Annotated in this window: 21 protein-coding genes; 9 read left to right on the top strand and 12 right to left on the bottom strand. The window is 59.7% G+C overall.

Going from position 1 to position 26658, the window contains the following annotated elements; translation table 11 throughout:
• Positions 1-219: 219 nt before the first annotated feature.
• Positions 220-1704, top strand: a complete 1485-nt coding sequence (locus ACZM8Y_RS01905) for an ATP-binding cassette domain-containing protein (RefSeq protein ID WP_487480075.1) — start codon at positions 220-222, stop codon at positions 1702-1704.
• Between the two features lie 494 nt (positions 1705-2198).
• Here ACZM8Y_RS01905 and ACZM8Y_RS01900 read toward each other — a convergent pair whose 3' ends face one another.
• Genes ACZM8Y_RS01900 through ACZM8Y_RS01875 form a run of 6 tightly spaced genes read right to left on the bottom strand, consistent with a single transcriptional unit; the run spans position 2199 to position 7549 of the window.
• On the bottom strand, positions 2199-2711 hold the full coding sequence (locus ACZM8Y_RS01900; protein ID WP_302552996.1) for a 4Fe-4S binding protein: 513 nt from the start codon (positions 2709-2711) through the stop codon (positions 2199-2201).
• A 12-nt stretch (positions 2712-2723) separates the two neighbouring features.
• Positions 2724-3800: a hydrogenase large subunit gene (locus ACZM8Y_RS01895; RefSeq protein WP_302552995.1), complete on the bottom strand. Its 1077-nt coding sequence runs from the start codon at positions 3798-3800 to the stop codon at positions 2724-2726.
• 10 nt (positions 3801-3810) lie between these two features.
• Positions 3811-4203, bottom strand: coding sequence for an NADH-quinone oxidoreductase subunit C (locus tag ACZM8Y_RS01890; RefSeq protein ID WP_302552994.1), 393 nt, complete (start codon positions 4201-4203; stop codon positions 3811-3813).
• Between the two features lie 41 nt (positions 4204-4244).
• A complete protein-coding gene (locus tag ACZM8Y_RS01885) occupies positions 4245-4736 on the bottom strand; it encodes an NADH-quinone oxidoreductase subunit B family protein (protein WP_302552993.1) in 492 nt (163 codons plus the stop codon).
• A gap of 30 nt (positions 4737-4766) precedes the next feature.
• Positions 4767-5615, bottom strand: coding sequence for a respiratory chain complex I subunit 1 family protein (locus ACZM8Y_RS01880; RefSeq protein WP_302552992.1), 849 nt, complete (start codon positions 5613-5615; stop codon positions 4767-4769).
• Positions 5615-7549, bottom strand: a complete 1935-nt coding sequence (locus tag ACZM8Y_RS01875; RefSeq protein WP_302552991.1) for an NADH-quinone oxidoreductase subunit 5 family protein — start codon at positions 7547-7549, stop codon at positions 5615-5617. Before ACZM8Y_RS01875 ends, ACZM8Y_RS01880 begins: the two co-directional genes overlap by 1 nt.
• Before the next feature lie 428 nt (positions 7550-7977).
• Between ACZM8Y_RS01875 and lnt the strand changes: the two genes are divergently transcribed.
• From lnt to ACZM8Y_RS01855, 4 genes are all read left to right on the top strand, one after another.
• Complete coding sequence (lnt, locus tag ACZM8Y_RS01870; protein ID WP_479859137.1) at positions 7978-9555, top strand: apolipoprotein N-acyltransferase; 1578 nt, start codon at positions 7978-7980, stop codon at positions 9553-9555.
• Positions 9556-9575: 20 nt separating this feature from the next.
• Positions 9576-10725, top strand: a protein-coding gene (prfB, locus tag ACZM8Y_RS01865) for a peptide chain release factor 2 (protein ID WP_479859136.1) whose coding sequence is annotated in 2 segments (ribosomal slippage) — positions 9576-9650 and positions 9652-10725 — 1149 coding nt in all. Because the reading frame shifts where the segments join, the coding sequence is not laid out codon by codon here.
• Between the two features lie 742 nt (positions 10726-11467).
• Complete coding sequence (locus ACZM8Y_RS01860) at positions 11468-11743, top strand: HU family DNA-binding protein (RefSeq protein ID WP_294624138.1); 276 nt, start codon at positions 11468-11470, stop codon at positions 11741-11743.
• A gap of 6 nt (positions 11744-11749) precedes the next feature.
• Positions 11750-12763 carry a UshA-like (seleno)protein family 2 gene (locus ACZM8Y_RS01855; protein ID WP_482330611.1) on the top strand — a complete coding sequence of 338 codons (1014 nt, stop codon included), beginning with the start codon at positions 11750-11752 and terminating at the stop codon, positions 12761-12763.
• Positions 12764-13107: 344 nt separating this feature from the next.
• On the opposite strand, the gene ACZM8Y_RS01850 is transcribed toward ACZM8Y_RS01855, so the two are convergent.
• The 6 genes from ACZM8Y_RS01850 to ACZM8Y_RS01825 form a co-directional block, all read right to left on the bottom strand.
• Positions 13108-13989, bottom strand: a complete 882-nt coding sequence (locus ACZM8Y_RS01850; protein ID WP_302552986.1) for a succinate--CoA ligase subunit alpha — start codon at positions 13987-13989, stop codon at positions 13108-13110.
• Positions 13989-15110: an ATP-grasp domain-containing protein gene (locus ACZM8Y_RS01845; RefSeq protein WP_482330612.1), complete on the bottom strand. Its 1122-nt coding sequence runs from the start codon at positions 15108-15110 to the stop codon at positions 13989-13991. Before ACZM8Y_RS01845 ends, ACZM8Y_RS01850 begins: the two co-directional genes overlap by 1 nt.
• 352 nt (positions 15111-15462) lie before the next feature.
• On the bottom strand, positions 15463-16857 hold the full coding sequence (locus ACZM8Y_RS01840; protein ID WP_308770748.1) for an aldehyde dehydrogenase family protein: 1395 nt from the start codon (positions 16855-16857) through the stop codon (positions 15463-15465).
• Between the two features lie 81 nt (positions 16858-16938).
• Positions 16939-18447 carry an SLC13 family permease gene (locus tag ACZM8Y_RS01835; RefSeq protein ID WP_337431823.1) on the bottom strand — a complete coding sequence of 503 codons (1509 nt, stop codon included), beginning with the start codon at positions 18445-18447 and terminating at the stop codon, positions 16939-16941.
• A 306-nt stretch (positions 18448-18753) separates the two neighbouring features.
• Complete coding sequence (locus tag ACZM8Y_RS01830) at positions 18754-19773, bottom strand: ABC transporter substrate-binding protein (protein WP_479859671.1); 1020 nt, start codon at positions 19771-19773, stop codon at positions 18754-18756.
• Positions 19774-20402: 629 nt separating this feature from the next.
• Positions 20403-21779: a sigma-54 interaction domain-containing protein gene (locus ACZM8Y_RS01825; protein ID WP_308770754.1), complete on the bottom strand. Its 1377-nt coding sequence runs from the start codon at positions 21777-21779 to the stop codon at positions 20403-20405.
• A 449-nt stretch (positions 21780-22228) separates the two neighbouring features.
• Here ACZM8Y_RS01825 and ACZM8Y_RS01820 point away from each other — a divergent pair, with 449 nt between their 5' ends.
• From ACZM8Y_RS01820 to ACZM8Y_RS01805, 4 genes are all read left to right on the top strand, one after another.
• Positions 22229-23200 carry a Dam family site-specific DNA-(adenine-N6)-methyltransferase gene (locus ACZM8Y_RS01820; protein ID WP_482330614.1) on the top strand — a complete coding sequence of 324 codons (972 nt, stop codon included), beginning with the start codon at positions 22229-22231 and terminating at the stop codon, positions 23198-23200.
• A complete protein-coding gene (locus ACZM8Y_RS01815; RefSeq protein ID WP_308770756.1) occupies positions 23197-23691 on the top strand; it encodes a PD-(D/E)XK nuclease superfamily protein in 495 nt (164 codons plus the stop codon). Before ACZM8Y_RS01820 ends, ACZM8Y_RS01815 begins: the two co-directional genes overlap by 4 nt.
• Positions 23692-24377: 686 nt before the next feature.
• Complete coding sequence (locus ACZM8Y_RS01810) at positions 24378-25901, top strand: sigma-54 interaction domain-containing protein (protein ID WP_302554807.1); 1524 nt, start codon at positions 24378-24380, stop codon at positions 25899-25901.
• Positions 25902-26090: 189 nt separating this feature from the next.
• Positions 26091-26603: a class I SAM-dependent methyltransferase gene (locus tag ACZM8Y_RS01805; protein ID WP_479859167.1), complete on the top strand. Its 513-nt coding sequence runs from the start codon at positions 26091-26093 to the stop codon at positions 26601-26603.
• Positions 26604-26658 lie beyond the last annotated feature (55 nt).

Genomic DNA, 26658 nt, shown 5'->3' with positions numbered 1-26658 from the left:
TGTCGTCAATTTGATATAATTTATTGAAATTATTATATTATTTTTTAAGTTGCAAAAAATTATTTAGATAATTTTAAATAGTTATATGTCAAATGACGATACGGCCTAGGGCACGGCCAAACAAACAGATCCCATGACGGGGCCTTGTTTTTTTATCTCATTGGCATGAAAGGGAATCGCAGGGTTCTCTTTTTTCTTTGCAACCCTTTGGAGCGTATTGTGGAACCTTCGCGTCGCCCTCTCATTGAAGTTGAGCATGTGTTTGTGACCTATCCGGGTACGGAGCGGCATATCCTGAACGATTGTAACCTTACCCTCTACAAGGGGGAGCATGCCGTCATCCGCGGCGGCAACGGCGCGGGCAAGTCCACGCTGCTGCGGCTGTTGCGCGGCGAGCAGTGGCCGGATCAGATCGATCACCGGCGCGCCGGGCGGGTGCTCTGGCATGGGCCGGAAGGGGAGGATCCGTCCCCGCTTACGGGGCGCAAGGTGACGTCGCTGGTGTCGGCCATGCAGCAGGAGCGGGTTGTCCATCAGGAATGGCGGGTGGACGGCGAGCGGCTGGTGCTCGGCGGGTTTTCCGATGCGATCTACATCGCGCAGCAGCCTACGCCCGAAATGTGTGAAACGGCGTATCAGCTCGTGCGTCTTCTTGGCGGCGTGCACCTGTTGAAAAAGCCCGTAACAGCCATGTCCCAAGGGCAGCTTCGGCTGATGCTGGTGGCGCGCGCCCTTGTCCGCAAGCCGGAAGTGCTGTTGTTGGATGAAGTGACCGACGGTTTGGACGCACGGGCGCGCAGCACCCTTCTGGACGCGCTGGGACGCGCCTCCGAGCTGTCTACGCTGGTCATGACCACACATCGCCCCGAAACGCTCCCCGGCTGGCTGAGCCGCCAGATCGTGCTGGAAAACGGGAAGGCCGTGGACGGCCCCATGCTGGAAACGGCGGCGGAGCCGGAAAAGGAACCGGTTCCGGTTGCCGGTGCCCCTGAGCTGAAAGGCATCCGGGGATGTTCGGCCCGCATCACCATTAAGGACGCGTCGGTGTTTATTGATCGCGTGCCCGTGCTGCACGACATCAACTGGACCATCAATCCCGGTGAGAACTGGGCCGTGCTCGGCGGCAACGGCGCGGGCAAGTCCACATTGCTGCGCCTGCTGGCGGGCGACGAAATTGTGGCCTACGGGGGCGAAATCGTGCGCGAACTGCCCCGGCAGGGCGGCGTTGTGGATCGGCTCGAAGTGCTGCGCAAAGGCGTCCGTCTGGTGTCGGATCGCCAGCAGGCGACCTATACCTACGACATCACGGGCGAGGAGCTGGTTTTTTCGGGCATCGACAATTCCGTGGGCGTGTACCGTGAACCCTCCGGGGAGGAACGGGCGCAGGTTGCGGCTATCCTCGCATCCCTGCATCTGGAATTTTTGGCGAAACGGACGATCCGTTCCTGTTCGACCGGGGAGTTCCGCCGTTTGCTCCTTGCCCGCGCCCTTGCCGGGGAGCCGGATCTCCTGCTGCTTGACGAACCCTTCTCAGGCCTCGACGCCCCATCACGTAATGAGTTTTTCACGCTGCTCAACCAGCTTGCGCGGCAGGGCGTGCAGATGATCCTCGTCACCCATCATAAGGCCGACATTTTCCCCGCCATTACCCACATGCTCCAGCTCGAAAACGGGCGTATCTCCGCGATTTGGGAACAAGGGTAAAGAGAGGTCGGCGCCTGAAGGCGGGGAACCCATTTGGCTCTGTCATAGCATATGGTTGTCTTGTTTCAGCAATATGCTGAAAATATATGCTTTTTCTCCAATATTTCCGCTGGTTGGCTCCGTGATTGGGGGATTTTATTGGTTATTTCTTTGGAATTTCAAGGAAATAAGGCATCAACCGTTTTCTATGACACAGCCACCCATTTTAGGGTGTGTCGTCGTTTGACATATAACTATTTAAAATTATTAAAATAATTATTTTGTATTCTGAAAATAATCGAATGATTTCAATAGACTATATCTAATTAACGACACGACCTAGAAAGATTCACCCGTGTAGAAGGCCGAGCACAATCGGCCTTCCTGCCCAACGAAAAGCTCCCCATGCGGCTTTGCCGTATGGGGAGCTTTTCGTTGGGCCCTGATGGGGTCCGGGGGAAATCATTTCCCCCGGACAGGGTCAAGGGGCGGTAGCCCCTTGCCGCCGGAGGCCCTTATTTCTTCTTTTTGCCGCCGGGGGTCGCGGGCGGGGTCGCCTTGGGGGTGGGCTTGGGCTCCTCAACGGGGGCTTCGGCCGGGGTCTCCACGGCGGCTACGACCTTGGGCGGGGGCGTTTCGGAATGCACCTCGTTCGGGGCGACCTTGGGCACGGAGGCCAGGCGCGGCTTCGCTACGCGGGCAGTACCCTTGTGGTATACGACGAACTTGGTGGGGACCGGCGAACGGTGGGTCGAGAGCATGAAGAGGCTCTTGGTCGGGCAGACTTCCACGCAGATGCCGCAATAGACGCAGGAAAAGGGATCGTACCCCCAGAAAGCTTCCTTCGGGTCTGTGGAGATGCACTGTGCCGGGCACTTGTTCGAGCACATGCGGCAGAAGATGCAGGATTCCACATTGTTGATGAGACGGCCCCGGTAGTTGGAGAAGGGGTCGCGTTTCACCATCGGGTACTTCCGCGTCGCGGGGCGCTTGAGGAAGTTGCGGAATATGGTGTTGATCATGAGCATGACGAGTTCCTCCTACCGTTCGGTGCAGCTGATGCAGGGGTCGATGGAAAGCACGACGACGGGAACGTCGGCAAGCTGGATTCCCTTCACCATATGGAGCAGGGGCGGAATGTTGGCGAATGTGGGCGTGCGGATGCGTACGCGGTCGAGGTACTTGGAACCGTTGCCCTTGACGTAGTACATGCACTCGCCGCGGGGCTGTTCGACGCGGGAAACGACTTCGCCGGAGGGGTTGCCCTTGACCTTTACGTTGATTTCCGTGTCGGGCAGGTGGCTGATGGCCTGGCGGACGATTTCCATGGACTGGAGCACTTCGAGGAAGCGGACTTTGGTACGGGCCCAGCAGTCGCCGTCGAGGACGGAAACGGGCGTGAACCCAAGTTCCGCGAAGGCTTCGTATTCCGTCTGGCGCACGTCCTGAGCCACGCCGCTGCCGCGCAGGGTCGGCCCGGCGGCGCCGAGCTGGATGGCTTCCTGAGCGGTCATCACGCCGATGCCCACCGTGCGCTTTTTGACGGTGTAGTCTTCCATGGTCACCTTTTCGAGGCGGCGCATTTCGGCTTCAAGGGTATCCAGTTCGTCGAGGATCCAGCGCTGGTGCTCACGGGAGAGATCCTTGCGCACGCCGCCGACGATGTTGGTGGAGATGATGACGCGGTTGCCCGCCGTGGCTTCGTTGATGTCCATGATGCGTTCGCGGATTTTCCAGAACTGCATGAACAGGCTTTCAAAGCCGAGGGCGTCCGCAAAAAGGCCGAGCCACAGCAAGTGGCTGTGCATCCTGTGGAGTTCCGACCAGATGATGCGCAGGTAGGCGGCGCGGCGCGGCACTTCGACGTTCATGAGGTGCTCGATGGCGCGGCAGAAGCACAGGGCGTGGATGCAGGAACAGATGCCGCAGACGCGCTCCACGATGTAGATCATCTGGTTGTAGTCGCGGAGCGTGGTGAGCGTTTCGAGACCGCGGTGGACATAGCCGAGCTTGGGCAGGGCTTCGACCACGGTTTCGTTTTCCATGACGAGCTGGAGATGGATCGGTTCCGGCAAAACCGGATGCTGCGGTCCGAAAGGAATGATCGTACGGGACATGACGCGCTCCCTACTTTTTGGTGACGGTGGAAAGGGTGCAGGAAGGGCCGCGGAGAAGCGGCGGCGGCGTGTCCTTTTCCAGATAGAGGCTGCCTTGGAAGTCAAGGATCAGCCCGTCCCATGTGATGCCGTACTGGTCGCGGCTTTCGTTTTCCACGAGCAGGGCGCAGAAATAGATGTCCGAAATGCTCGGCACCGCCTGCCCCAGCGGGACGGTGAGGCGGTAGCTGCGCATGTTCAGGTTTTTGTCGTAGTGGTAGATGATATCGAGATTGCCGTCGCCGAGGTTGTGTACGGACAGGGTCACGAAACGGTACCCGGCGTCGAAATTGGCCTTGGCCACGGCGCGGACCGTTTCAAGCGTGATCGGCTCGGCTTCGAGGCGAGCAACTGATGGGGGCATATGTTCCTCCAGAGCGCGGCACGGGGCCGCGCGTCGTCGATTTATTCAAAAATGGTCGTCTGGGGCATGTCCCGCAGGCCGAGCTTGCCCTTGACCACTTCAAGCGCGAGCACGACGCCGTCGATGATGGCTTCGGGCTTGGCCGCGCAGCCGGGCACGTAGACATCCACGGGGATCACATGATCCACGCCGCCCACGACGTTGTAGCAGTCCTGAAACACGCCGCCCGTGCAGGCGCAGGCGCCGATGGCGATGACGGCCTTGGGCTCCGGCATCTGATCGTAGATGTTTTTGAGGACGTCCTTGTTGCGCTGGTTCACGGTTCCGGTGACGAGCAGCACGTCGGCGTGCTTGGGATCGCCGATGTTCACGATGCCGAAGCGTTCGACGTCGAAGACGGGCGTGAGGCAGGCCAGCACTTCAATGTCGCAGCCGTTGCAGGAACCGCAGTCGTAATGGACGACCCAAGGGGACTTCAGGCGTCCCTTATTGATGTATTGGTTCAGTTTTTCATGCAATGCCGAAAAATTCATGGGGTACCCCCGATAGTCTGGGCTTCGGTTCTAGCGGACGTAGAGCCAGAGGATGTTGAAGATGGCCAGGCCCAGCGTGATGCCGAAGGCATGCTTGAGCATCCAGCGCCACGTCATGCGCGCACAGACGTTGTCGACGACGATTTCAAGCGCGTAGGTCAGCACGAGCAGGACGGCCATGCCCGTGATGCTCGTGTGCCAGAACAGGGAGCACAGGCCGAGCAGCAGGATGACGTCGAGCCAGTGGGAGATTTCAAGCAGCGCGAGCTGGGGGCCGGAATAGTCGGTCAGCACGCCGCGCACGATTTCCTGATGCCCGTGGTGGCAGGAGGCGATGTCGAAGGGCGACTTGGCGAGCTTGATGGTCAGCGCATAGCCGAGCGCGATGAACAGGAACGGCAGATGCGGCAGCAGCGGCACGTCAAGCGCGTAGATGTCGGAGATCATGAAGCTGCCGGTGGCGGCGGACATGCCCACGAAGGTGAGGATGACCAGCGGCTCATAGGCGAGCATCTGGAGCAGTTCGCGCTGCGCGCCCACGTTGCTGTAGGGCGAGTCGGCGGAAAGCGCGCCGGCCACCTTGAACACCGCGCCGACCGTCATGACGAAGAACAGCAGCAGCATGTCGCCCTGCATGAAGAACATGAGCAGCGCGATGGCCGAAGCCATGAGGCAGACGTAGGACGAGAAGATGAGCCACGGGTTGGTTACGCACGGGGCTTTCCCAAGGAGCTTCAGGACATCGTAGAAGGGCTGGAGCAGCGGCGGCCCCTGCCTGGACTGGAGACGGGCCGTCAGGCGTCTGTCCACCCCGGCGAGAAGTCCGCCCGCGGGAACGGCTACAGCGACTGCGATAAGGGCGAAAATGAGCTTCAGCATTAGAGCAGACCTCCCAACATGACCACCATGAGGACAATGGCGATGGTGTTGATCCTGCCGGTGAGCGTCTGTTCACCGAACCAGGCTTCCATGTAATAGTTGGACGACTTGGGTTCCACGAGGGTGTTCAGGGGGCCGTTGAAGCCCACCTTGCCGTCCTGCACATACTGGATGCCGGAAAGGTAGGGCAGGGCGCGGGGGCCGCGTTCGGCCTTTCTGGACTGGCGCAGGGCGTACCACATGCCGATCGCGAGCAGGAAGAACATGGGGTAGACGGCGAACAGCCCCCTGCCGTTGGTCAGGATGCCCCAGTCGGAGGCGAACATGCCTTCAATCCCGAACAGCGAGGCGATGCTCTGTTCGATGCCGCCGAAGATCCACGGCACGAAGAGGGAAAGGAGGATGGCGCCGTAGAGGAGCGTGCGCAGGGCGAAGCTCATGGAGCCGTCGAGGTGTTCGGGGACGGGGCGCTTTTCGCTCAGCGGGTCGCTGCCGAGCAGCAGGCCGGCCCAGCGGGCCCAGAACAGCACGGTGAGGGCGCTGCCGAAGGCGATGAGCACCACGAGCACGGGCATGAAGGCCGGGGCCGAGGCGGACGCTTCGATGGCGATCCACTTGGCGAGCAGCGCGCCGAAGGGCGGCAGCATCATGGTCACGATGCCGAACAGGGTGATGACCGCCACGCGGGGCATGATCTTGTACAGGCCGCGCATGGATTCGATGTCACGCGAGCCGATGTGCTGTTCGATGGTGCCCACGCAGAGGAAAAGGAGGCCCTTGGAAACCGCGTGGAAGATGATGAGCAGGATGGCGGCGGTGATGGCCGCCGGGGTCGCCATGCCCGCGCACGCGATGATGAGGCCGAGGTTGGCGATGGTGGAGTAGGCGAGGATCTTCTTGCCGTTGCTCTGGCCGCAGGCAAGGGCGGAAGCGGCCACGAAGGTGAAGGCGCCGGTCAGGGAAACGACGCCCGCGAGCATGGTTCCCGCAAAGGCCGGGGAGAGGCGCAGCACGAGGTAGACGCCGGCTTTGACCATCGTGGAGGAGTGGAGCAGGGCGGAAACGGGCGTGGGGGCGACCATGGCGCCGCACAGCCAGCTCTGGAAAGGAAGCTGCGCGGACTTGGTGAACGCGGCGAAACAGAGGAAGGCGACGGGCAGCATGGCGGCCGTGGAGTGCATGACCACGGACTGGGCCAGCATGGCCTGGATGGACAGGGTGCCGATGGCCTTCTGCATGAACAGCATGGCGGCGAGGAAGCCGATGCCGCCCACCATGTTCATCCACAGGGCGCGGGTCGCGTTGCGCTTGGCTTCGCGGGTGCCGTCATGGCTGATGAGGAAGAAGGAGCACAGCGTGGTGATTTCCCAGAAGAAGAACACCCACGGGAGGCTGTCGCAGAGGACGAGGCCGTTCATCGCGCCAAGGAACAGCAGCAGGAAGAAGAAAAAGCGGGACTGCCTGGATTTGGCGAGGCGGAGATGATCCTCATGTTCCTGCATGTAGCCGAGGCCGAAGATGCACACGATCCCGCCGACGAGGGAGATGACGAGCACCATGACGAGCGCCAGCGGATCCGCAAGGAATGCCGTGGCCTGATGGCCTTCCAACATGAAGAAGTCGAGGTAGACCATGCCGGCCAGTTGGCCGAGCGCAAGGCCCATGGACAGCCTGTGGCGTATATTTACGGCCACATACAAGATGAACACGAGCAAGGCGAGATCGAGCACGGTCATCAGGGGCTGGAGGGAACTGTCCGGCGATATGGGCAGCACGAAGCTGCCGTACAGGGCTAGGCCCAGTGCGGACAGAGCTGTGATCCCGGTGCCGGCGTAGACGATGCGGCGGCGCAGGGTTCCTTCTTTGTCCAGGGCTACAGCGACAGCCGCGATCAGCGGAAAAACGATGCAGCCGAAGAGGAGCAATTGCAACATGGACGCCTCACTTGACTTGCGGGGTTGACCCGAACGCGGCCCCCCTTCGGGGGCCTTTGGTTTCCTGAGCGCTCAGGACCGTACAAAAACGGGATCGGCCGGCGGGATTCGCGTCCCGGGCGCGGTCGGGCCCGAAAAGAGCGGATGCCGGGAAGGGAAAAGTCAGCCGCGCAATCGTCAAAAGCGGTTCGGACATGAAAAAATCCCCCCTCCATCCGATTTATTTTCATGGATCAAAAGCAATGGGGCGTCAAGGAAGAAATGACGCAACTGGTTGGTTAAACAGTTTATTAAGGAATGTTTTCACAGGCGGTTGGGAACATTTTTGCGGTTACACCTTTTGACGTATCGTAACACGGCAGCCTTTTGGGGAATCCCCTTTCGTCTTTTCGCTTGACTTTTGAAGGCGCTTTCGGCTTGTTTTCCCCATGAATATGCTCTGGTGGATTTTTTGCGGCGCGGCGGGGCTTTGGATCGGCATGCCCAACCCCGTGGCGTCTTTTCCGGCTGCGGCGCTCCTGTATCCGGCCTCCCTGTTCCTGCTTGGGACAGGTTCCACAAGCTGGAAACGCGCTTTCCGGCTCGGCTGGCTCTGCGGCCTGGCGGGGGCTTCGGCCTGTCTCTACTGGCTGGCCATCCCCGTCCACGATTTCGGCGGCCTGCCGTGGGCGCTCGCCGCGCCCTGCCCGCTGCTCATGGGCGCGTACATCGGCTTGTACGGGGGCCTGTTCGCCGCGCTTGCCCATGCCCTGAGGGGGGAACCGGCGTGGAGGAAGGGCGTGGCGCTTGGGCTCGGCTGGTATCTTATGGAATGTTTCCGGGGCTGGTTCTTCACCGGTTTCCCGTGGATTACGCTGGCCTCGGCCTTCACGCCGTGGACGCCCGTCATCCAGTTGGCCTCGGTGATCGGCGCGTATGGGCTCGGCGGCCTGCTGGCGGGCTTGTCCTGCCTGTGCGCGGAGGGGGTTCTCCGCGCGCGGCATCCCCATGCGCTTCGGAGGCATTGGCTTCCGGCCCTTGGGGGTTCCCTCGCGGGCATGTCCCTGATCGTTGCCTTCGGCGTCTTTTCCCTCGTTTCCGCGCCTTCAGGCCGGCAAGGGCTATGGGTATCCCTGGAGCAGGGCAACCTTGATCAGAACGTGAAGTGGGAACCAACCATGCAGCGGCTCACGGTCAAGCGGTATCTTTCCCTGAGCGCGGCATCCCTGTCCGTGCCGGAACCGGAGCGCCCCGCGCTGTTGATCTGGCCTGAAACGGCCATGCCCTTCGATTACCAGAGCGCCCCGGAACTTCCGGCGGCGATCCGCGCCTTTGCAAGGGATCGCGGCGTGGCCCTGCTGTTCGGCGCGCCGGGGTTCCGCAATCGCGGGGACGGGGTTGTCGACGCCTTCAACCGTGCTTACCTTATAGCCTCAAACGGGGTGGGCGAAGGATGGTACGACAAGGAACATCTCGTGCCCTTCGGGGAATACGTGCCGCCGTTCCTTGATTTGCCGTTCCTGCGGCCCTTGTTGCAGGGGGTGGGCGAATTTTTGCCCGGCGAGTCCACCGGGCCGCTGGCCTTGCCCGCCATGCCGCAGCTTTCGCCGGATCGGGGGCCGCTTGTTCTGGGCGTGCTCATTTGTTATGAATCCATCTTTCCCGAACTGGCCCGCAAGCAGGTTGCCCAAGGCGCTACGCTGCTGGTGAACATCAGCAACGATGCGTGGTTCGGGCGGTCTTCCGCTCCAGAGCAGCATCTTTCCCTTGGCATCCTGCGGGCTGTGGAGCAGCGCCGCTGGCTGGCCCGTTCCACAAACACCGGCATTTCCGCCTTCGTGGATCCGGCCGGAACCGTTGTAGCCCGCAGCGGCCTGTTCAAGGCCGAGAGCCTGTCCCATCCGGTCGTCCCGCTGACGGAAACATCCGTCTTTTTCACTTTGGAACCGTGGCTGCCGTGGGCCGGGCTTGCCCTTTTCCTCATATGTTTCGCGCCGGCCCTTTTGCGGTTCCGGCGTCACATCTAACCGAACGACAAGGATTTCCAATGCTTCAGCTTGCTGATTTGAAAAGCCGCATCGCGGCGTTGTCCTCGCAGTTCGAGACGCTCTGGGGGCGTCTTTGACCAGCCTTCCCTGTCCGCACGCCTCGCTGAAATAGAGAAGGAGCTTTCCGCGCCCGACGCGTGGAACGCCCCGGAAAAGCTGACCCCGGTGCTGCGCGAGAAGAGCCGTCTGGAAACGGAGCTGGGCCGCCTTGATGCGCTCAGGAACTGCCATACCTCCATGCTGGATTGGCAGGAAATGGCACAAGAGCTTTCCGGCGGCGCGGAAGTCAAGGAAGGCGACGATGCCGCCGAAGCGCTGGAGTCGTTGAGCGCCGAAATTGAGCGCCTCACCGAACTTCTTGAGGAAACGGAAACCAACCTGCTCCTTTCTTCCGAAGAGGATCACGCCGACGCCATTCTTGAAATCCACCCCGGCGCGGGCGGCACCGAGGCGCAGGACTGGGCGCAGATGCTCCAGCGCATGTACCTGCGTTGGGCTGATTCGCACGGCTTTTCCGTGGAGGAACTGGACTTCCTGCCCGGCGACGAGGCCGGGATCAAGAGTGTGAGCCTGCGCATTTCCGGCGAGAACGTCTATGGTTTCCTCAAAGGCGAGCGCGGCATCCACCGCCTTATCCGCATTTCGCCCTTCGACTCTTCGGGACGCCGCCATACTTCCTTTGCCTCGGTGGATGTGATCCCCGATGCGGGCGACGACATCGAGATCGAGATCAAGGAATCGGATCTGCGCGTGGATATTTTCTGCGCCAGCGGCCCCGGCGGGCAGGGCGTGAACACGACGTATTCCGCCGTGCGCATCACGCATATCCCCACGGGCATTTCCGTCCAGTGCCAGAATGAGCGTTCGCAGCATCACAACAAGGATTCCGCCATGCGCATCCTGCGCGGGCGCCTCTACGATTTGGAGCTGAGCAAGCGCGATGCCGCGCGTCAGGCCGAGTATGCGGGCAAAAATGCCATCAGCTTCGGCAGCCAGATCCGCACGTACACGTTGCAGCCGTACCGCTTGGTGAAGGATCACCGCAGCAATTGCGAAATAGGTGACACCGACGCCGTGCTTGACGGCCGCATCGACAAGCTGCTCCGTGATTACCTCTTGTGGCAGCATACGACCAAGCAGCAGCACTGACAGCTTCCGGCGGGCCTGAGAAAACCGCTCTGTGTGCGGCATCCGCAGGAAGTGATGTAAGGCTATGATGGGGGGGAGGATGCCTTTTCTATAGGAAAGGCATCCTCCCCCCATCCCTATTCTGCCGGAACGCTCCCCCTCCTTAAAGGCGTTTGTGTGGAGCCCCGTTTATGGTTCTTCTTTGATTTCATGTTATACTAAGTGGCTACCCTTTTATTTGGGGCTATCATATATGTGGTTGCTTTATCTCCACAATACAGTGAAAATAAAGACTTTGCGACGGGGCCTTCTTGGGAAGGATACGGTTTTCGCTGTGGACGCATTGGGAGTGGATGCATTGGGAAAGGGAACCCTGTTGGGGCGTTGCCCGAAATAACGGTACTGGCAACCAATACAAGGCTTTTTTCAGCATGGCGTCATGCCGCCTTCCACTATGCCGTAGAGAATTCCTGCCATGTGCCCCCCCTTCCGGCTCCCGATTCCTCTCAGCCCGCGAACTGTTTGCCATTTTTGAATATTGATGGCTGCATAGTGGAACAGGGCGGGCATTGCCCCGTAACCGGCGAAAACCGTTCTAAAAGCCTTGCGGGAGAAGGGGCGGCATACGCCCGGATGGGAAGGGCCGCTGTTGTGAGATTCACAACATGGTGAGAGTAAAAGTGATTTTCTGTTAGAAATCCTCTTGCCCATGCCGTTGGGCTTATGTATATTGCAGCAATACTGCACTTTTCACGGAGTTGTCATGAACAAAAGCGAGCTGGTCAAAGCCTTGGCTGATCAGGCCAACATTTCTCTGGATGAGGCGACCCTTGTGGTCAACACGTTTGTGGACAGCATGAAGGAATCCCTCCTTGAAGGCGGCCGTGTGGAAATCCGCGGTTTCGGCAGTTTCAAGGTGAAGGAATACGGCAGTTATGCTGGCCGCAACCCGCGTACCGGTGAAAAGGTTGCCGTGGAGCCCAAGCGCCTCCCCTTCTTCCGCGCCGGGAAAGAACTCAAAGAATATCTCAACGCGTAAGTTGGGATGCGGGAATTCGTCCCTGTGCATACGGACGGCGTGAAAACATCCCGCAGATGTCCGGGGGGGCCAGCCTCCCCCGGCTTTCTTGTTTTATGCCTTTTGCTGTCCTTTTTTATCGGGACGGCGGCGGCCTCCGAGCTTTTCTACGAGGGTGAAGGGCTCCGGGCGGCCCCTGAGTTTTCCGTTTCCGCCACGGCGCAGCCGATCCTGCGTATCCTGTATGCCGCCGATTCCCACGGCGCGCTCCATCCCTGCCCCTCCTGAGGGCACACGCTGGTAGGCGGCGTGGCCCGGCGGGCCACCGTTCTCGAACGCTTTCGGCGCGAACCCGTGCCCACCCTGACGCTGGTGGGGGCGGACGAATTTTCCCCTGATACAGAACTCCCCGATCCCGCGAAAACGGGCGATGCCTCACCGGAAATCGTGCGCGCCGTGTACGATGCCCTGCATGTCGACTGCGGCATGTTGTCCGCCGCCTCCGCCGCATGGTTCGGTGCGGCGCGTCCCCGGAATTTCGTCGAAGTGGGCGGCAGGCCCATAACGAAGCGGTTCCATGTCGGCGGGGTGCCCGTGGCGGTGATCCTGTTCCCGCCGCTTTCCGCAGGGGGGACGGCTGAAACGGAGACGCCCACGCCGAAGCTCCTCGCGTCGGTGCTTGCCGCGGCTGATGCCGCTTCCGACGCCGCGATCCGCATCGGGATCAGCCCGTGGGGATTTGAAGGGGAGTTCGCCGTCCGCGAAGCGTTGGAACAGCGTTACCATCTTTTGCTTGGCGGCGGCCCCGGCGCGGCGTTCGCGGGGGAGGTCAACGCGCAGGCCCCCGGTCTCATCTGGTCGCGGGCCGACAAGGACGGGCGCAGCGTCATGAGCATCGACATCATGGCCCTGCCTGAGCTGGGTATGCCCTTTGCGTGGGAATGGGGCCTTTCCATGCAGGCGCAGGAAGTGCGCCTCACTTCCGCCATCCCGTCCGATCCGCATATGGAAGCCTTGCTTCCCAAAGCAAGTTCACGCTGATTTTCCTGACGGTTATCCATGAAAAAGGCTCCGCCCGTGAGGACGGCGCCTTTTATTGTGAGCTTCAGCCTGTTGAGAATACGAAGTGAGCGAAACAGGAAACCACCCGTTATGCGGGTGGCCTTGATTGGTTAACCGAAAGGCTCTGTTATAGTTTGTAGTTGTTTCATCTCCACAGTGCTGTGAAAATACAGCCTTTTTTTCGGTTTTCCTCTTGGCGGAATACAGGGCTAAGGCATTTTGTCGGTTATTCCTGTGGAACTTCAAGGAAAAAAGTATCAACCATTTTCTATAACACAGCTAACCGAAAAAGGAACGCCCCTTTTACGGGGCGCTCCACAGGGTTATCCGAGGAATTCCTTGAGCAGCGCGCCCACCTCGCTCGGACGCTTGGCGACCTTGCCGCCCGCCTTGACGATGGCTTCAGTCTTGCCCTTCACGGTGCCGCGCCCGCCGGTGACGATGGCTCCGGCGTGCCCCATGCGCTTGCCTTCGGGGGCCGTACGCCCGCCCATGAAGGCCACGAGCGGCTTTGTAAAGGCCTTGGCTTGCATGGCTTCGGCCACTTCCTCTTCCATCGTGCCGCCGAGTTCGCCGATGATGACGACGGCGTGGGTGTCCGGGTCGGCTTCATACAGCGGGAGGAGTTCCGCGAAACGGGTTCCGGGGACCGGGTCGCCGCCCACGCCGATCAGGGTCGTGACGCCGAACCCGCCCTTGACGATTTCGGCGGTGACTTCGTTGGTCAGGGAGCCGCTGCGGGTCATGACCCCGACGTGGCCCTTCTTGTATACGCGGTCGATCCAGTAGGGGATGGTGCCGAGCATGGCTTCGCCCACGGAGATGATGCCCGACGTGTTGCCGCCCACGACCATCGCGCCGCAGGAAAGCGCGGCCCGGCGGATCTGGACGGCTTCGTGCAGCGGGATGCCGTCCGCGATGGTGCAGATCTTTTTGATGCCCGCGTCGAGGGCCTCAAACACGGCGTCCTTGGTGAACTTGGGGGGCACGAACAGCATGGCGACGTCGGCGGGGTGATCCTTCATGCCGCGGCGGACGGAGTGGTACACCGGGATGCCGTCCACGTCCTGCCCTTCCTTGCCGGGGGTGACGCCGAAAACGACCTGCGTGCCCATGTCTTTCATGTGTTTCGTCCAGAAAGCGCCTTCCTTGCCGGTGACGCCCTGCACAACCACGCGTGAATCCTTATGGATGAAAATGCTCATTATGCCCTCCCGGCAGCGATGTCCACAGCCCGCTGCACGGCTTCTTCAGTGTTGGTCAGGGGTTCCAGCCCGGCGTCGCGCAGGATGGCAAAGGCTTCCTCTTCATTGGTGCCGCGGATGCAGGTAACGATGGGCTGCTTGGGCTGGTGGGCTTTGATGGCTTCCACGAGGCCCTGCGCCATGACGTCCGCGCGGGCGATGGTTCCGAAGGTGACCACGAGGATGACCTTGCTCGGAGTCTTGAGGCAGAGTTCCATAGTGCGGACGGCCTTGGTGTAGTTGGCCCCGCCGAATTCCACATAGGTCGCCGGGTGCCCGCCCGCGTCGTTGATAAGATCGAATACGGTGGTGGTCAGGCCCGCGCCCGCGCACATCAGGGCGATGTCGCCGTTGAACTGGAGGTAGGGGATGCCTTCCTGCGCGGCTTCAAATTCGACTTCGGAGTCAAAATAGTCGCGGGTAAGCGGGTAGTTGGGCTGGCGCCACACGGAGTTGTCGTCGATGATGAGCTTGCCGTCGCCCGCGATGGCCTTGCCGTCCTTGGTGATGAACAGCGGGTTGATTTCGGCGAGCTGTGCGTCATAGGCGCGGAAGGTCTTGTAGAGGCCGCGCACGACCGCGCCGACCTGCTTGCCGAGATCCCCGGACAGCCCCATGCCGTAGATGAGGTTGTTGACGTGGTAGCCGCCGAGCCCTTCGGAGATGTCCACGCGCACGGTGACGATCTTTTCGGGGGCGGTGGCGGCGAGCTTTTCGATTTCCACGCCGCCTTCGGCGCAGCCGATGAGCATGATTTTGGATTCCACCGGGTCCACGGTGATGGAGAGGTAGATTTCGCGGTCGATGTCCACGGCCTCTTCAACAAGGAGCATACGGACATTGTATTCGGATTCAAACAGGGCCTTGGCGGTGGCCTTGGCGCTTTCGGCGTCCTTCACGACCTTGATGAGCCCGGCCTTGCCGCGCCCGCCGCGCAGCACCTGCGACTTGAGCACGCAGGGGAACCCGATTTCCGCAAACGCGCCGTCCAGTTCGTCCATACCGCGTACCAGTACGCCCTTCGGGGTCGGCAGGCCTTTTTCGCGGAAGGCTTCCTTCGCCTGATATTCAAACAGCTTCATGGCAGTTCCTTTTGGAAGAGACGCCTCCGGCGGCAAGGGGCCCTGCCCCCTTGACCCCCGCCGGGGGGCATGATGCCCCCCGGACCCCTGCGTTGCCGCGGCGCTCCTGTCGCCGGAGGTGCGGGCTGTTGAGGGAGTCAGGCGTTTCTCTTTGTGTTTGTTGTGTCTTTGGGAAAAAGCCGCTGCGCGCCTTTTTCTTTTTTTGCCGTTTGGAAAACCTGCGGGCAGGGATTCGATAAAGGCAAAAGTCTTGGGAGGATGAGGGGATGGGGTCTGGGGAAGGGGAGAAGGAAGCCCTTCTTCAGAAGGGTTCCTTCTCCCCTTCCCCAGCCTTCATATCCCGTTCATCTTCTTATTTGCCGTACTTCTTCCAGAAATCGCCCCACATCTCTTCGTCGGTGAAGGCCCACGGGGCTACGGGCTCGTTGACCCACGTGACGTTGATGAAGTGGCGCCAATGGACGTTTTCCGTGGTGCTGTTGCCGCCCCATGTGCCGCAGCCGAGGGTGGCGGTGGAGGGCATCCGGTTGAAGGGGTGCCCGCCGTTGCCCGCGCTCATGGACTGGCGCACGGTGATGCGGGAGGACTTCATATGTTCGCCGAGGTACTCGATGTACTCACGCTTGTAGGTATGGATGCCGCAGGAGTGGCCGCGCCCGACGAGGTTGGTCAGCTCGACGAGGATGCGGTAGGCGTCCTTGAAGTCCTTGGCCTTGTAGACGGTGAGGACGGGGGAGATCTTCTCGTCGTGGAACTTGTCGTCGGGGATGGGTTCCATGCCTTCGACAAGGAGGATGTCCGTGCCTTCGGGGATGCTGATGCCCGCGCCGTCCGCGATGACCTGCGCCGACTTCGCGATGATGTCGGGGTTGAGCGCGATTTTGCCCTTGGCGTTGAGCTTCCACATATGGTTCTTCAGCTTTTCGCGGTCTTCGCCGGTGACGAGGTGGCAGCCGTTTTTCTTCATTTCGGCCATGAACTGGCCGTAGACGGCTTCAACCGGGATAACCGCGTTTTCGGACGAGCAGGATGTGGCGTAGTCGAACAGCTTGCTGCCGCAGATCATCTTGGCGGCTTCGGCGACGTCGGCGTCTTCGGCTACGATGGCGCAGGCGTTGCCCTGCCCGACGCCGTAGGCCGGGGTGCCGCTGGAGTAGGCGGCCCGCACGACCTGACCGCTGCCGGTGGCGACGATGAGATCGGAAACCTTCATGAGCTCGGTGATGGCTTCGCGGCTCGGATCTTCAAGCACCTGAATGAGGTCTTCGGGGGCCCCGACCTTGCGCAGGCCGGCGCGCATCATGTTGATGGCCTCGGTGGTGCTTTTCAGCGCGCGGGAGCTGGGCTTGAAGATGACGGCGTTGCGGCCCTTGAGGATGCCTACGGCCTTGCCGCCGCATGTGGCGGTGGGGTTCGTCGCCGGGAGGATGGCGCAGACCACGCCCACGGGCTTGGCATATTTGGAGATGCCGGTCTCTTCATTGCGTTCGATGAGGCCCACGCTCTTGGCGCCCCTGATGTCGTGCAGCACGCCGCCGACCTTGCGCTTGTGCTTGATGATCTTGCTCTGGACGTTGCCGTAGCCGGTTTCTTCCACAGCCATCTTGGCGAGCTTGGCGATGTTTTCGTCTTCGTAGACTTCCCAGCCGATGGCGAGGCATATCTCGTCGATCTGTTCCTGCGTGTAGTCGTTGACGATTGCTTGCGCCTTGCGGGCCAGTTCCATCTGTTCGCTGACGGTCTTCATGAAATCCTCCGTTGTGTGTTGGTCGGCTTTATGGTGGAGTTGCAATGATGACGAGTAAGGTTTGCCTGTAATTGTCCTATGTTAATGCCAGATGTCCATCCCGGCAAACTTGCCGAATACCGCCACCGAGAACGTAACGCACAGGATGGCTATGATGGTCATGAAGACGCCCGACTTGGCGAAATCCGATATGCGGAAGTAGCCGGAAGAGTAGGGAATGACGTTGGTAGGGCTGGACGTGACCATGATGAAGGCCATGCTGGTGGCGATGCCTGCGGGGCCGGCGAGCACCCACGGGTTCATGCCGATGTCGAGGCCGAGGGCGATGATGAGGGGCATGACCACGGCGCCGGTGACGCTGTTGGAAGAGAAGAAGATCTTGAGCAGTTCAACCATCGTGATGACGGCAAGGACGCGCAGGACGGGGTGCAGTTCGCCGACGCCGGAAAGCGTTCCCCAAGCGATCCAACGGGCCGCCCCGGTGCTGGCAAGGAGCATGCCTGCCGAAATGCCGCCCGCGATGAGGATGAGCCCGCCCCAGTCGATGCTGCGAGAGGCTTCCTTCCAGTCGTCAAAAACGCGCAGGCCGGGGAGGAACAGGAGGACGAAGCCGAATAGGGCGACGAAAGCTTCGGGGGCCTTGAAGCCGATATACGGTTCAAGGTTTGAGCCGCCGAGCCACAGGAAGACCATCGTTACGAAGACGACGAGGGTGCGGATTTCCTTGACCTTCAGGCCGCCGAGGGCTGCGAGCTCGGCCTTGATGCTGTCGAGGGTGATGGGGATTTCCTTAAACTCAGGCTTGAAAAGCTTCATGAGGCAGAACCAGCCGAGGGGGATCATGAGCAGCGCACCGGGAACGCCGACAGCCATCCACTGCGCAAAGGAGACGTCAAGCTGTGCGATGTCGCGGACGTATTGCATGGCAAGGACGTTTGCGCCGCAGCCGGCGGGGGTCGCCGTGCCGCCGATGAGGGAGCCCCAGACGATGCCGATCATGAGGGCACGTCCGAAATTGCTCTCCAAGGGCTTGCAGCCGCTGCCCTGAAGGATGCTCATGCCGAGCGGGAGCAGCATGGCGGCGACGGCCATGTCCGTGACCCACATGGACGTAAGTGCCCCGACCGTAATGAAGGCGAGCACGATGCGGTCAGTACGCCGGCCTACCTTGGTGAGCATCCACAACATGAAGCGGCGGGCAAGCCCGGATTCCGTCATGGCTGCGGAGAGCCCCATAGCGCCCATGAGGAACATGATGGATGAGTTGCCGAGGCCAAGCTTCACAAGGTTGCTGAACTTGTCGATGTTCATGACGTGCAGGAGCACGATCAGGGAGAGCGACGTCGCGGGGAAGGGGATGGCTTCCGTCATCCACATGATGACCGCAAAACAGAGCGCCCCCATAACGCATTTGGCGCTTTGCGTGAGCGGGATGGCTTCTGTTCCTTTATAGAAAGGCTCCGGGGTAGGCAGTGCAATGACGATCAACATGACGATGATGCCCACTAGGAAGAAAAAGGTCTTCCGCGCGGTTTCCAGAGGCACTCTATCGCCGACAATGGCAGTAAGGCAGTTGTCCAAGCGACTCATGTGGTATCTCCGCTGAGTATGCCGGTTGATGGGAAATCCTAAAAAGTACCAGTTGACTTTGTTCTTTTTATAGCAATGGGCATGCCAGATTGTGATTTTAAGTACGAATTTTGTGGATCAACTGGAATATACGGTGGTTATAAACGGAATCCCCAAGGGGTTCAGTGATAAGTGCCGCGCAGAAGTGTCTTTATTTTTGGACATGCACGCTTGTATGTCTGTATATCCAGACATACTGTGTAAAGAAAAACGCCAGCCGTCTTTTCAGGGCGGCTGGCGTTCGCGCACGGAATGCTTGGAACTATATTATTGTGCAAGCTTTTTCAAATAGATGTCTGTAACGTCATTGAGCCGGTTCTTGCCCCCAACGAAGGAGGCCAGCTCCTGAAGCCATGTGTGCAGCTTCTTCTGGGCGGGATCAAAGAGCATGAGCTGCCCTTCCAAGCTGTAGACGGGGTGTTTCGCCAGTTCCCACGCGGTAGCCTGCGGGGGCAGGTTCCGGCCCGTCCATGCATGATAGAACGCCCGGTAGTCTTGTATGAGCTGTTCGCGCGGCGTTTCCTGAAGGGCCGTGATGCCGCGGAAATACATCTTGAGGAAGGCGGCAACGAGATCGGGGTGCTCCTTGGCGAACGCTTTGTTGGCGAGGAGCAGCGTCGGCTGGCTGGCGTCGCACTGGCTGGACAGGGTGATCGGCGCGAGCCCGTGCTGTTCGGCTTCAAGGGTATACGGCGACCACAGAGCCACAGCGTCGCCCTCGCCGTTCAGGAACGATTTCAAGGCGTCTTGGGGTGGCATGTCCTTGATGGCAACGTCCTCTTCCGTCAGGCTGAGGGCTTTCAGCCATTTGTGCACCGTGTAGTGCGCGGCGGAGCCTGTGGTGCACAGGATGGTTTTCCCGCGTACCGTGCCGCCGGTGCCCGCCATTTCCGGGTAAAGGGCGTTGTAGCCGGTATGACCGAGGATAGGGCTGTTTTTCCGTGTATAGATGCCTGTGGAGAGCGATTCGTCATTGCCGATGGCGATGATTTCGGCTTGGTTGTCCAGCGACGCGGTCAGCGCGGGAATGGCCCCGCAGGCGGCGATTTCCCAGTGCGCCGTACCCATGCCCGCCATAAGCTGTTTTCCTGAATCGTACGAAAGCATTTCCAGACGGAACCCTTCCTCCAGATCCCAGCCTTTTTGCTTGGCATACCAAGCAGCGAAGGCTTCATGTTCTCCGAGCCATGCCGTTTTCAACGGGATGGGATCAGCGGTGTGCCCGATCTGGGGCAAGCCTGCCAGAAACAACAGGGCCGCACACAGCCCACCAAGCAGCCTATGCATGTGAAACCTCCGATAACTGATTGCTTTGCAATAAAAAGAACAAGCAATTCATATGCCATGTCCCGGAAAGCCGGATATGGAAATGGCCGCCTGTCTATACAACAGGTTAGCGGCGGGAGAAAAGATGCCGGCCTTCAGTGTGGGGCATCTCTGGCGTATGGGAAAACAGACAGTCTGTCCAGACATGCATGGAAAGGCATACGCCTGGGAAGGGGACACTTCCCGCTGCCGCCGTGGGAGGGGGAGGCGGATCGGCGGAGGGGTTGGGCGGGGAGGTATGCATTGATGACAGCCAACGTTTGGGCTTTACAAAAGGCTCTGTTATAGTTTGTGGTTGTTTCATCTCCACAGTACATTGAAAATACAGCCTTTTTCTCCAGTTTTCCCCTTGGCGGGATCCACGGCTAAGGCATTTTGCCGGTTATCCCTTTGGGGTTTCAAGGAAAAAAGCATCGACCATTTTCTATAACACAGCAGATTTCTTTAAAATTCCAAATGGGTAACGAATAAGGCGTATTAACCGCAAAGCGCATCAAAGGAAAACTGGGAAAATGTAATATTTCCCCTATGCCATGGGGATGAACAATCATATTTCATGGCAGAACCAAATATTTTATTCACAAAATGGGCTAAAAGCCGCTTGGAGGCCTCCGAATGCCGAATTTGCGCATCTTTTCATACATGCTGGCGCGGGAGATGCCGAGGGCGCGGGCTGTCTTGGCGACGTTCCAGTGGTGATCGCCGAGGGCGAGGAGGATGGTTTGCGCTTCGCTGTTCTTGACGACGGACTGGAGCTTCCCGTCCGTGCCCGCCGGTTCCGCAATGGCTTGCTGGCGGAGTTCCGGGGGCAGGTCGGTCAGGGTGATCTGGTTGCCCGAACACAGGCTCAGCGCCCGGATGAGCACGTTGCGCAGTTCCCGGATGTTGCCGGGCCACCGGTAGCGCATAAGCGCATTCATGGCGCCTTCCGTACACTCGATCCCTTCGCCGCCCATGCGGTTGAGGACATCGCGCGCGATCAGCGGGATGTCTTCCACCCGTTCGCTCAGGGGCGGAAGGTTGAGGGTCATGGGATTGATGCGGTAATACAGATCCTCGCGGAACGTCCCCGCCGCGATCATTTTCTTGAGGTCGCGGTTGGTTGCGGCGACAAGCCGGAAATCCACGGCGCGGGGCTGTGATGATCCGAGCCGGCAGAGGGTTTTCTCTTCCAGCACACGGAGCAGCTTGACCTGTGCGTGCAGGGGAAGATCCCCCACTTCGTCGAGGAACAGCGTACCCTGATCGGCCAGTTCGATCTGCCCGATCTTGCCGTCCTTGTGCGCGCCGGAGAAGGCTCCGGGCACGTAGCCGAAGACTTCGGACTCGAACAGTTCCTTCGGGATGGCCGCGCAGTTGATGCTGACGAAGGGGCCGTCGGGCCGGTTGCTTGCCATGTGGATCGCGCTGGCGGCCAATTCCTTGCCGGTTCCGGTCGCGCCGAGGATGAGGACGGGCGATTCCGTCCGCGCGTAGTGCAGCAGGTACGACTTGAATACCGTGATGGCTGGGCTGTTGCCGAGGATGGAATTGATGGTGTGGCTTGCCCGGAGGGCGCTCTTGATGCGCCGGGCGTAGGAGTTCACCTTCTTGTCGAGGAAATCCACGCGCTGGAGCAGGGCCTGTATCTGTTCGGGGGTATCGAACAGGGTCAGGGAGAACGCGCCGATGACGAGCCCGTCCTGATCGCGGAGCGGGATGCGGTTGACGAGGAGCTTCCTTTCGCTGCCCTGAATGCTCCGCCACGCGCCGAGATCCGGCTCGCCGGAAGCGATGACGGCCGGAATGCCGGAATCGGGGATGAAATCCGTGATATGGCGGCCCAGGGCTTCTTCCGGGCGGATGCGCAGGTAGTTGGCGTAGGCGTCGTTGATGAACCGGATGATGCCGTCCCTGTCGCAGATGAACAGCCCCGTGGGGAGGCTGCTCATGGCCAGTTCGAGGAGGTTGCGCTGTGAAATGTCCATTCGGAATCCTTGGCATGGCGTGGATGGGAGACGTTCGCTTCTACAATGAAAGTCGTATTTCAACTCTCTTAAATTCAAAATGAATTTTTTAGAAAGGCTGTGTCATGGAAAACGGTTGATGCTTTATTTCCTTGAAATTCCAAAGAAATAACCAAGAAAATCCCCCAATCACAGAGCCCATCAGCGGAAAGATTGGAGAAAAAGCATATATTTTCAATATATTGCTGAAAAAACAACCATGTACTATGACAGAGCCTTTAGAAAATCATCAAAAGAGCGAATGTCTCGTGGATGGAGTGGAGTTGGCATGCTACAACTGGAACAAGGAGGGACGCAAGCGTCTTTCACGGGCATCGGTTCCCGGAGCCTCCCGACGCCGCAAGTTTCATGCGGGAGGAATCATTCACGGCCTGATCGGTTCCCGGCATATCCACCACCGATGAGAAGGCTTGCTTGTTTTTTCCGCAGCCTGTACTTCTCTGTCTTTCTTCGCACAGCCAATACGCCGCCGCTGCGGCGCGCCGCCCATATGGGGGCGCATCAGCCTCCGGCGTCATTTCTCGCCCGTCATGGCGGGCGACGGACAGCTTTTTTTGGGGTTCCTTATGGATTTGACGAGGCCGTTTCTTAAATGGGCAGGGGGCAAATACCGCCTTCTGGATCGCCTTTTGCCGAGCATCCCTGCGGGGGCGCGCCTTGTGGAGCCTTTTGTGGGGTCTGGGGCCGTATTCCTGAACGCGGGGTTCAGCTCCTACCTGCTGTGCGATCTCAATGCGGATCTCATAGGGCTGTACCGGACGTTGCGGCGGGACGGGGAACGGTTCATCGCGGAGGCGCGGGCCCTGTTCACGCCGGGCAACAATACGCAGGAAGCGTTCCTGCGCCTGCGGGAAGCCTTCAACGCCTCCTCGGACGCCGAAGAACGGAGCGCCCTTTTCCTGTACCTCAACCGCCATTCCTATAACGGGCTTGTCCGCTACAACAGCAAAGGCATCTATAACGTGCCGTTTGGAAAGTACAAGGCCCCATATTTCCCCGAACGGGAATTGACGGCCTTTCTGGACAAGCTCCGCGGGTGCGACGTGACGTTTGCCGTGCAGGACTTCCGGTCTACGTTCGCCGCGCTGCGTCCGGGGGATGTGGTATACTGCGACCCGCCCTATGCGCCGGTTTCCGCCACGGCGAATTTTACCAGCTACACCGGCGGCGGGTTCGGGGTTCAGGAGCAGGTGGATCTGGCCTCCGAAGCGTCCTCCGCGGCAAAACGAGGCGTGCCCGTGGTTTTGAGCAACCATGATGTGCCGCTTACCCGCGGGCTTTATGCCGATGCCCGGCTGGAATCGTTCCCGGTGCAGCGGTTCATCAGTTGCAACGGCGCACGGCGCGGGGCCGCGCGCGAACTTCTGGCGGTATTCCTATGACATCGGAGCAGGGCGGCGCCATCGCCAACAGGCAGGGCAATATCCTTGAACAGCAGGTGCGGCAGGCGTTCGCCTCGCACGGCTTCCGCGAAGTGGCTTTTGCCGAGTACGAAAAGCTCGCCTCAGGGGGGACGCTGCCCGGCGTCCCCATTCCTGATCTGCTGGTGCGGCGGGTGCCTTACCAGTCCATCTACGGGCACCGGGGGGTGACGGAGTTCCTGGCGGTCTCGGCCTCCCGCGGGCTCGCCGTCCGCATTGAATGCAAATGGCAGCAGTCGCAGGGCAGCGTGGATGAAAAATTCCCTTACCTGTATCTGAACTGCATACAGGCCATGCCTGAGCACGAGATCATCCTGCTCATAGACGGCAACGGGTACAAACCCGGCGCGCTGGCGTGGCTCAAGCAGGCCGCTGCTTCGCAGGACGCCAAGCGGATCCATGTATTCAACCTTGTGGAGTTCCTCGTCTGGGCGAACCGGAGGTTGAGGTAAAGGCTGTGCCACAGAAAATGGCTGATGCTTTTTTCCTTGAAGTCCCCAAGGAACAATCGGCAAAATGCCTTAGGTTGTGTCGGTGTCTTATATTTAAGTATTTGAAATTATTGAAATAATGTTTTCGCAACTTGAAAAGTAGTTGAATAATTTGGCTCTGTCATAGTACATGGTTGTTTTGTTTCAGCAATATACTGAAAAGATATGCTTTTTCTCCAAATTTTCCGCTGGTGGGCTCTGTGATTGGGGGATTTTATTGGTTATTTCTTTGGAATTTCAAGGAAATAAAGCATCAACCGTGTTCTATGACACAGCAAATAATTTCAATATATTATGTCTAATTGACGGCACGGCCTAGAGCGTTTTCACGTTGAAAATGCGCTTCCGACTGCGGGGAAGCAGGCGGCCGCTGTAAGGCATAAGCACAATGCCTTTGCGTTGTTTAAGGCCGAAGCGAGCGGGCCTTACATTTTAGGCTCTGTTATAGCTTGTGGTTTTTCATCTCCGCAGTGCGGTGAAAATACAGCCTTTTTCTCCGGTTTTCCCCTTGGCGGGAGCCACGGCCAAGGCATTTTGTCGGTTATCCCTTTGGAGCTTCAAGGAAAAAGCATCAACCTTTTTCTATCACACAGCCAAATTTTACTATTGTAACTTGTTAAAGTTCATTTGCTCTAAGGAGCCGGTTCGTGCAAGTCCGTAATGAAGTCAAGGAACTCCGTCTGCTGTTTGAGGTCTTGCAGATTTTGGACAGCGCTTCCGACTTGTCCGGCAATCTCGAAACCGTGCTTGAGGTCATGGCCGAACATACCGGCATGATGCGCGGCGTGATCACGCTTCTCGACGAGGCGCACGGCGAGATCGCCATTGAAGCCGCCTACGGCATGTCGGCGGAGGCGCAGAGCAAGGGCCGCTACAAGCTGGGAGAGGGCATCACAGGCAAGGTCATTGAAAGCGGCAGGCCGCTGGTCATCCCCAACGTGCTGGTGGAGCCGTTGTTTCTGAACCGGACAGGGAGCCGCAGCCGCAAGGAGGCCGTTTCCTTCATCTGCGTGCCCGTCAAGATGGAAGGCCGGGTCATCGGCGCACTGTCCGCCGACAGGCTGTTCGCGGCCTCCGAAGCGCTTGAGGAGGACATGCGCCTTTTGACCGTATTGGCATCGCTGATTTCCAAGGCCGTGAAGAACCGGCAGGAACGCCACCGGATGCTGGAGGAAAACCGTCGCCTGCTGGATGTCTTGCGGGAACGCTCCCGCCCGGAGATGTTCGTGGGGCGTTCGCCGGGGCTGCGGGCCGTCCTGACGCAGCTTGCACAGGTAGCCCCGACCAGCGCCACGGTTCTGCTGCTCGGCGAGAGCGGCACGGGCAAAGAGCTTGCCGCCAACACCATCCATGCGGGCAGCCCGCGTGCCGGGCATCCCTTCATCAAGATCAATTGTGCGGCTCTTCCGGAAGGGCTTATCGAAAGCGAGCTTTTCGGGCACGAAAAGGGCGCCTTCACCGGGGCCGTCGGTATGCGGAAAGGCCGTTTTGAGGCGGCGGACGGCGGCACGCTGTTCCTTGACGAGATCGGCGAACTTGCCGTTTCCACGCAGGTCAAGCTGCTGCGCGTGTTGCAGGAACAGGAATTTGAGCGGCTCGGCGGCATGGAAACCCATAAGGTGGATGTGCGCGTGGTGGCGGCCACGAGCCGGAACCTTGAGCAGATGGTCAAGGACGGGGTGTTCCGCAGGGACTTGTATTATCGGCTGAACGTGTTTCCCGTCTCAATGCCGCCCCTGCGGGAACGGCGGGAGGACATCCCTCTGCTCGTCGAAAATTTCCTTGAGAAATATGGCCATAAGATAGGCAAACGGGGGCTCAGGGTTACGCCTGAGGCTGAGGCGCTGCTGTTGGCCCACTCGTGGCCCGGCAACATCCGGGAGCTGGAAAACGTCATTGAGCGGGCCGTCATCCTGACCTCGGACGGCCTGATCCGCCCGGATCTCCTTCCGCCCGCCATGCAGGCCCCCTGCGCATTTTGCTCGCTGCGGGGGACGTTGCCGGATGCGCTCGATCAGTTGGAGCGGCGGCTCATTACCGAGGCCCTTCGGCAACATCATGGCAATATGGGGCATGCCGCGCGGTCGCTCGGCATCAGTGAACGGGTCATGGGTTTGAGGATGCGGAAATTCGGCCTCGGCTACAAGGCATTCCGCAGGGGGGCTCCCTGATCCGCTCAGAGCGGACGGAAATCATGGACGAAGCCTGTCTTGCTGGTGTTTCATAAATACCATGCGATGACACAGCGAGAGGTTTGCTGCATGTTTTTTCCGATTCCGGCTTTTCGGTCGTTTCGCCAGTGGATGGACACCTCTTCGGCGTTCGTCCGGGCATGGGTACGTTCGCCGCGGAGTGTTGGCATGGTATGCCCAAGCGGTATGCCCCTTGCCCGGAGCATGGCCGCCTTCGTTCCCCGCAAGGGTGATGGGCTGGTGGTTGAACTTGGGGCGGGAACGGGAACCGTAACCCGGCAGTTGCTTGATGCGGGCATTGCCCCCCGGCGTTTGGTTGTGGTGGAGCAGTCCCCGGTTATGGCAAGCCTATTGCGGGAGCGTTTCCCGCACCTGACGGTTCTTGAGGCGGACGCCTGCTGGCTTGGGGGCTGTCTCCCCAGGGATCGGCAGGTGGACTGTATCGTTTCCTCTCTGCCCCTTCTTTCCCTGAACGAGCGCGTCCGCAACCAGATCATCAGGGCCATGTTCGAGGTGCTGCACGAAGGCGGCCTGCTCATTCAATATACTTACTCGTGGCGCAAGGTGAATGCCTTTCTCAAGGACGGCTTCCGGTGCGTCGGTTCCTGTCAGGTATGGCACAACGTACCGCCTGCCCGCGTTTTTCGGTTTCGCCGGGAGGCGGGGGCGCGTGCTCGGTGAAGATGGGGAGATGTGAAGATTGGGGAGGGGAGGGAGGCCCTTTCTGTAGAAAGGG

Source organism: Bilophila sp. (assembly GCF_057864385.1).
Note: the sequence above shows the minus strand (reverse complement) of the source record. Positions and strands in the feature narration are given on the sequence as shown.